1 protein-coding gene is annotated in these 7,747 nt (G+C 74.5%); it reads left to right on the top strand.

The features are described 5' to 3' along the window. Positions 1–7,747, top strand: a 7,747-nt coding sequence (locus CCN39_RS30255; protein ID WP_143264210.1) for a type I polyketide synthase, incomplete at both ends; no start/stop codon positions are given.

Raw genomic sequence — 7,747 nt, forward strand, 5'->3', positions numbered from 1 at the left:
ACCGGCTGGGGCGAAGGCGCCGGCATGCTGGTCCTCGAACGGCTGTCCGACGCCCAGCGCCACGGCCACCCGGTGCTCGCCGTCGTCCGCGGCTCGGCGATCAACTCCGACGGCGCCTCCAACGGCCTCACCGCCCCCAACGGTCCCGCGCAGGAGCGCGTGATCACCGACGCCCTCGCCAACGCGCGGCTCTCGGCGAAGCAGGTCGACGCGGTCGAGGCGCACGGCACCGGCACCACCCTCGGCGACCCGATCGAGGCGCAGGCGCTGCTGGCCACCTACGGCCGGGCCCGCCCCGCCGACGACCCGCTGTTCCTCGGGTCGCTGAAGTCGAACGTCGGGCACACCCAGGGCGCGGCCGGCGTCGCCGGGGTGATCAAGATGGTCATGGCCATGCGGCACGGTGTCCTGCCGCGGACGTTGCACGTCGACGCCCCAACGTCGCACGTCGACTGGGCGTCCGGCGGCGTCCGGCTGCTCACCGAGGCCCGGCCCTGGCCGGAGACCGGCGAGCCGCGGCGGGCGGGTGTGTCCGCGTTCGGGATGAGCGGCACCAATGCCCACGCCATCCTCGAAGCCGTCCCGGCCGAGGAACCGGCGCCGGCCCAGGCGGCCGGTCCGGTGCCGTGGGTGCTCTCCGCGCGGACCGCGGACGCCCTCAAGGCGCAGGCCGCCGCATTGGCCGGGCACGAAGCGCCGGCCGCGGACGTCGGGTTTTCGCTGGTCACGACCCGCTCGGCGTTTTCGCACCGGGCGGTCGTGGTCGGCGATCTCGCCGGTGGTCTCGCGGCGCTTGCCGAGGGCGTCCCGGCGGCGAACGTCGTCACCGGGGAAGCCGGCGCGCCGGGCAAGGTGGCGCTGGTCTTCCCGGGGCAGGGTTCGCAGTGGGCGGGCATGGCGCTCGAACTCGCGGAGTCTTCGCCGGTGTTCGCGGCCCGGCTGGACGAGTGTGCCGTGGCTGTCGAATCCTTTGTGGACTGGTCGTTGCGGGAGGTGCTGTCCGATCCGGCGGCGTTGAGCCGGGTCGATGTGGTGCAGCCCGCGTTGTTCGCCGTCATGGTCTCCCTCGCCGAGTTGTGGCGCTCGTTCGGCGTGGTCCCGGACGCGGTCGTCGGTCACTCGCAAGGGGAAATCGCCGCCGCGGTGGTCTCGGGTGCGCTGTCCCTTGAGGACGGCGCGCGGGTGGTGACGTTGCGGAGCAAGGCGATCCTGGCACTGGCCGGGCGCGGCGGGATGATCTCGGTGGCCGAGTCGCTCGCCGTCGTCGAGGCACGGCTGACGGACGGGTTGTCGATCGCGGCGGTGAACGGCCCGTCCGCGGTGGTGGTCTCCGGCGTGCCGGACGCCCTCGATGAGCTGATCGAATCGTGTGAAGCCGATGGGATCCGCGCGAAGCGGGTGCCGGTGGATTACGCCTCGCACTCGGCGCAGGTCGAGCAGTTGCGCGACGAGCTGCTGGGCGTACTGGGACCGGTGAGCCCGCAGCAGGGACACACGGCGTTCATCTCGACGGTGACCGGCGAGTGGAACGAAAACGTGGACGCCGAGTACTGGTACACCAACCTGCGCAGCACCGTCCGTCTCGACACCGCGGTAGAACGGCTGAAGAGCGAAGGTTTCGGTACGTTCATCGAAGCCTCGCCGCACCCCGTGCTGACCATGGCGCTCGGCGAGGACGTCGTCGCGCTGGGCTCGCTCCGCAAGAACGACGGCGGGCTGACCCGTTTCCACGCCGCTCTCGCCGAAGCGCACGTCCGCGGGGTCGCCGTCGACTGGACCCCGGCCTTCCCGGACGCCCGCACGGTCGACCTCCCCACCTACGCCTTCCAGCGCGAACGGTTCTGGCCCGCCGTCGTCGCGGACCCCGGCGACGCGGGCGCGCTCGGCCTGAGCGCCACCGGACACCCACTGCTCGGCGCGGCGGTCGCGCTGGCCGCGGGCGACGGCCTGGTGCTCACCGGCCGCGTCTCCCCGCAGGCGCAGCCGTGGCTGGCCGACCACGCCGTGCACGGCACGATCCTGCTGCCCGGCACCGCGTTCGTCGAGCTCGCCGTGCAGGCCGGCGACCGTGCCGGCTGCGGGACGGTCGAGGAACTCACCCTCGAAACCCCGCTGACGCTGCCCGACGGCGGCGCCCGCGCCCTGCAGGTCTGGGTGGGACCGGCCGGTGAAACCGGCCGTCGCGCCATCGAGGTCCATTCGCGGCGCGACGAGGACGACCCGTGGACGCGCCACGCGACCGGCGTGCTCGCCCCCGGCGCACCCGACGCCGGGTTCACTTTGGACTCCTGGCCGCCCGAGGGCGCGGCCAGGATCGACCTCGACGGGTTTTACGACGGCCTCCGCGCCGCAGCGGGCTACGGCTACGGGCCCGCCTTCCAGGGCCTGAGTTCGGCGTGGCGCCGCGGCGACGAGATCTTCGCCGAGGTCGAGCTGCCGGAGGAGCGCGACGCCGCCCGCTTCGGCCTGCACCCGGCGCTGCTGGACGCGGCCCTGCACCCGCTCGCCCTGGTGACGTCCACAGAGGACGGAAAGGCTCGCCTGCCGTTCGCCTGGACGGGAGTGGCCCTGCACGCGACCGGCGCTTCGGCGCTTCGCGTCCGCCTCACCCGCCGCAGCGAGGACGAGGTCACGGTCGAGGTCGCGGATCCGTCGGGCGCCCCGGTCGCGACGGCGGAGTCCCTCGTCCTCCGCCCGCTCCCCGCCGGTGGCCTGGACCGCGCGGACGATCTGTACCGCGTGGACTGGACCGAAGTCCCGGCCGGAGCGGCCGAAACCGAGGTCGTCTTCGAGCCGGTCACCGGAACGCCGGTCCACCGTGTGCTCGGCCTCGTCCAGAACTGGCTCGCCGCCGAGCGGCCCGGACTGCTCGTCTTCGTCAGCAGCGGCGCCGTCGCGGTGCACGACGGCGAAGCCCCCGATCCCGGCCTCGCCGCCGCGTGGGGGCTCGTGCGCTCGGCCCAGTCGGAACACCCGGGCCGGTTCGCGCTGCTGGACACCGACGACCCGGAGCACCCCGTCGTCCCGCCTGAACCACAGACGGCCGTGCGCGGCGGACGTCTCTTCGTTCCCCGGCTCGCCCGCGTCACCGCCACCGGCGAGCCGCCGGACTGGGGCGACGGCGCCGTCCTCGTGACCGGCGCCTCGGGCGTGCTCGGCGGGCTCGTCGCCCGGCACCTCGCGCGGCAGCACGGTGTCCGGAACCTGGTCCTGCTCAGCCGCCGCGGCGCGGCCGCGCCCGGCGCCGCCGAACTCGCCGCCGACCTGCCGGAAGCCGTCTTCGTCGCCGGTGACGTCGCCGACCGCGACCGGCTCGCCGAAGTGCTGGCCGCGCACCGGGTCACCGCCGTCGTGCACGCCGCCGGTGTCCTCGACGACGGCGTCGTCGAGGCCCTCACCCCGGAGCGGCTGGACGCGGTCCTGCGCCCGAAGGCCGACGCCGCCCGCAACCTCGACGAGCTGACCGGCGATCTCGCCGCCTTCGTGCTCTTCTCCGCCGCCGCGGGCACCACCGGCGGCAGCGGGCAGGGCAACTACGCCGCCGCCAACGCCTACCTCGACGCCCTCGCGCAGCGCCGCCGGGCGGCCGGGCGGCCCGCCGTGTCGCTCGCCTGGGGCCTGTGGGCCGAGGCCAGCGGGATGACCGGGCACCTCGACGACCGGGCGCGCGACCGGCTCGGCCGCTCTGGCGTGCGGCCCCTGGACACCGCGCAGGGCCTGGCGTTGTTCGACCGCGCCGTCGCCGCGGGCCCGGCCGCGCTGGTCCCGATCGCCCTCGACCCCGCCGCGCTGCGCCGGCAGGCCGCCGAAGGCACCGTCTCGCCGCTGTTCCGCGGCCTCTTCCCGCCGCCCGCGCGCCGCACCGCCGCGGCCGGCGGGCACGTCGGCGAGCTCTCCGAAGAGGGCCTGCTCGACCTGGTCCGGACGCAGGTGGCGGCGGTACTCGGGCACGCGTCCGCGCAGGCGATCGACCCCGCCCGTGCCTTCAAGGACCTCGGGTTCGACTCGCTGACCGCGGTCGACCTCCGCAACCGCCTCGCCGCCGCCACCGGTCTGCGGCTGCCCGCGACGCTGGTGTTCGACCACCCGACACCGGCGGTGCTCGCCGCCCACCTCGCCGGGCGGAGGGCCGACACCGTCGTCACGAAGCGGGCCGGCGCCGACGAGCCGATCGCGATCGTCGCCATGAGCTGCCGCTACCCGGGCGGGATCGCCTCCCCGGACGACCTCTGGCGGCTGGTCGCCGAGGGCCGCGACGCCGTTTCGGCGTTCCCCGCCGACCGGGGCTGGCCCGACCTCTTCGACGACGATCCCGCGCACGGCGGGACGTCCTACGTCCGCGAAGGCGGCTTCCTCTACGACGCGGCCGATTTCGACGCCGAGTTCTTCGGCATGTCGCCGCGCGAAGCGACCGCGACGGACCCGCAGCAGCGGCTGCTGCTCGAAATCGCCTGGGAGGCGTTCGAGCGCGCCGGGATCGTGCCGGACACGGTGCGCGGCAGCCGGACCGGTGTCTTCGCAGGCGTGATGTACCAGGACTACGCCACGCGGCTGCAGAACGTCCGGAGTGGACTGGAAGGCTACGAGGGCTACCTCGGCAACGGCAGCGCCGGCAGCGTCGCCTCCGGCCGGATCGCCTACGCGTTCGGCCTCGAAGGCCCGGCGATCACCGTGGACACGGCGTGTTCGTCGTCGCTGGTGGCGCTGCACCTCGCGTGCCAGTCGCTGCGGCAGGGCGAGTGCGACCTCGCGCTGGCCGGCGGGGTCACGGTGCTGTCGACGCCCGCGCTGTTCGTCGAGTTCAGCCGCCAGCGCGGCCTCGCCGCCGACGGCCGGTGCAAGTCGTTCGCCGACGCCGCGGACGGCACCGGCTGGGGCGAGGGCGCCGGTCTCCTGCTGGTGGAGCGGCTGTCCGACGCCCGCCGCCACGGCCACCCGGTGCTCGCCGTCGTCCGGGGGACGGCGGTCAACCAGGACGGGGCGTCCAACGGCCTCACCGCCCCCAACGGCCCGGCCCAGCAGCGGGTGATCCGCCAGGCACTGGCGAACGCGGGACTCGCGGCGTCCGAAGTGGACGCCGTCGAGGCGCACGGCACCGGCACGACGCTCGGGGACCCCATCGAGGCGCAGGCGCTGCTGGAAACCTACGGCCAGGAGCGGGAAAAGCCGCTGTGGCTGGGCTCGCTGAAGTCGAACATCGGCCACACGCAGGCGGCGGCCGGGGTCGGCGGCGTGATCAAGATGGTGCTGGCGATGCGGCACGGAAGGCTGCCGCGGACGCTGCACGTGGACGCGCCTTCGTCGCAAGTGGACTGGTCGGCCGGGTCGGTGGAGCTGCTGACCGAGTCGCGTGAGTGGGTGTCCGACCGGCCGCGGCGAGCCGGGGTGTCGTCGTTCGGGGTCAGTGGCACCAACGCCCACGCGATCCTCGAGCAGGCTCCGGAAGCTGGGCCGGAACTGGTCGCGGGCGGTGTGGTGCCGTGGGTGGTTTCCGGGCGTACCCCTGCTGCGCTGCGAGCGCAGGCGGCCGCGCTGCTCGACCGGGCCGAGCTGCCGGCCGCCTCGGTCGGGGCCGCACTGGTTTCCGCGCGGTCGCTGTTCCGGCACCGCGCGGTCGTGGTCGGCGAGGATCTCGCCGGCGGTCTCACCGCACTCGCCGAGGGCGCTCCCGCGGCCAACGTCATCACCGGAGAGGTGGGCGAGCCGGGCAAGGTGGCGCTGGTGTTCCCCGGGCAGGGTGCGCAGTGGGCCGGGATGGCGCTCGAACTGGCGGAGTCGTCGCCGGTGTTCGCGGCCCGCCTGGATGACTGCGCCGCGGCCCTGGAGTCCCTTGTGGACTGGAAGCTGCGCGAGGTCTTGGCCGACGCGGAGGCGCTGAGCCGGGTCGATGTGGTGCAGCCCGCGTTGTTCGCCGTGATGGTCTCCCTCGCCGAGCTGTGGCGTTCGTTCGGTGTGGTGCCGGACGCGGTGGTCGGCCATTCGCAGGGTGAGATCGCCGCCGCCGTCGTCTCGGGTGCACTGTCCCTTGAGGACGGAGCCCGGGTGGTGGCGCTGCGGAGCAAGGCGATCCTGGCGCTGGCCGGTGGCGGCGGGATGGTGTCGGTCGCGGCATCGCTCGCCACCGTCGGGGAACGGCTGACCGAGGGAGTATCGGTCGCCGCTGTGAACGGCCCGACGGCCGTCGTGGTCTCCGGCGCACCGGAAGCCCTGGACGAGTTCATGACGGCCTGCCGCGCGGACGGCATCCGCGTGAAGCGGGTCCCGGTGGACTACGCGTCGCACTCGGCGCAGGTCGAGCAGCTACGAGACGAACTCCTCGACGTTCTGGCCCCGATCGCACCTCGCGAAGGTGAGACCGCCTTCATCTCGACGGTGACCGGGGAGTGGAACGAACGTGTGGATGCCGAGTACTGGTACACCAATCTGCGCAGCACTGTTCGCCTGGACACCGCGGTAGAACGGCTGAAGCGCGAGGGTTTCGGTACGTTCATCGAGGTTTCGCCGCACCCGGTGCTGACCATGGCGCTCGGGGACGAGGTCGTCGCGCTGGGCTCCCTCCGCAAGAACGACGGCGGCCTCACCCGCTTCCACACCGCCCTCGCCGAAGCGCACGTCAACGGGGTCACCGTCGACTGGACCCCGGCCTTCGCTGGTGCGCCCGCGGCCGATCTCCCGACCTACGCCTTCCAGCGCGAACGCTACTGGCTCGACGTCCCGGAAGCCGAGCCGGTCCAGGCCGACCAGCGGTTCTGGGACGTCGTCGGCGACCAGGACGTCCCCGCCTTCGCCGGCGTCCTCGACCTCGCCGAGGACGCGCCGCTCGGCGCCGTCCTGCCCGCCCTGGCGAAGTGGCGCAGCCGCCGCCGCGACGAGGCCACCACGGACTCCTGGCGCTACCGGATCGCCTGGCGTCCCGTCGCCACCCCGCCCGCCCGGCTCTCCGGCCGCTGGCTCGTCGTCGGGGACGACGGCGTCCGGGAAGTCCTGGCCGCGCACGGCGCCGAAATCGTCCAGGACGCCGAGGACCTGGCCGGGGTCGTGGCCGTCCGGCCGGACACCGCGACCGTCCTCGAACTCACCCGTCTCGACGCCCCGCTCTGGCTCCTCACCGAAGGAGCGGTGGCCACCGGACCCGGCGATCGCGCGCCCGACCCGGTCCAGGCCCGGCTCTGGGGACTCGGCCGGATCCACGGGCTCGAACACCCGACCCGCTGGGGTGGCCTGGTCGACCTGCCGCCCGTCCTCGACGAAGGCACCGCGCCGAAGCTGGCCGCCGTGCTGGCCGGGACCACCGGCGAAGACCAGGTGGCCCTGCGGAAGACCGGCGTCTTCGCCCGCCGGCTCGGACACGCGGGAACCGCGGAACCCGTGCGGCGCTGGCGGCCCGAGGGCACGGTGCTCGTCACCGACACCGACGGCCACGCCGCCGTCCGGCTCGCCCGCTGGCTGATCACCCGGGGCGCCACCCGGATCGTGCTCGCCGCGGCGGCCCTGCCCGGCGTCGAAACCCTGCACGGCGCCGAAGTGATCGAGGCGCTCTGCGACGTCGCCGACCGCGACCGGCTCGCCGCGGTGCTCGACGCCCACGGGCCGGTGCGGTCGGTGTTCCACGCCGCCGCGGTCACGGACCTGGCGCCCCTCGCCGACACCGGCCCGGACCTGCTGGACCGGGCGTGCCGGGTGAAGGCGGACGCCGCCGACCACCTCGACGCGCTGCTCCCGGACGGCCTCGACGCCTTCGTCCTGT

Origin of the sequence: Amycolatopsis kentuckyensis, from assembly GCF_002155975.1 — a bacterium.
Lineage (GTDB): Bacteria > Actinomycetota > Actinomycetes > Mycobacteriales > Pseudonocardiaceae > Amycolatopsis > Amycolatopsis kentuckyensis.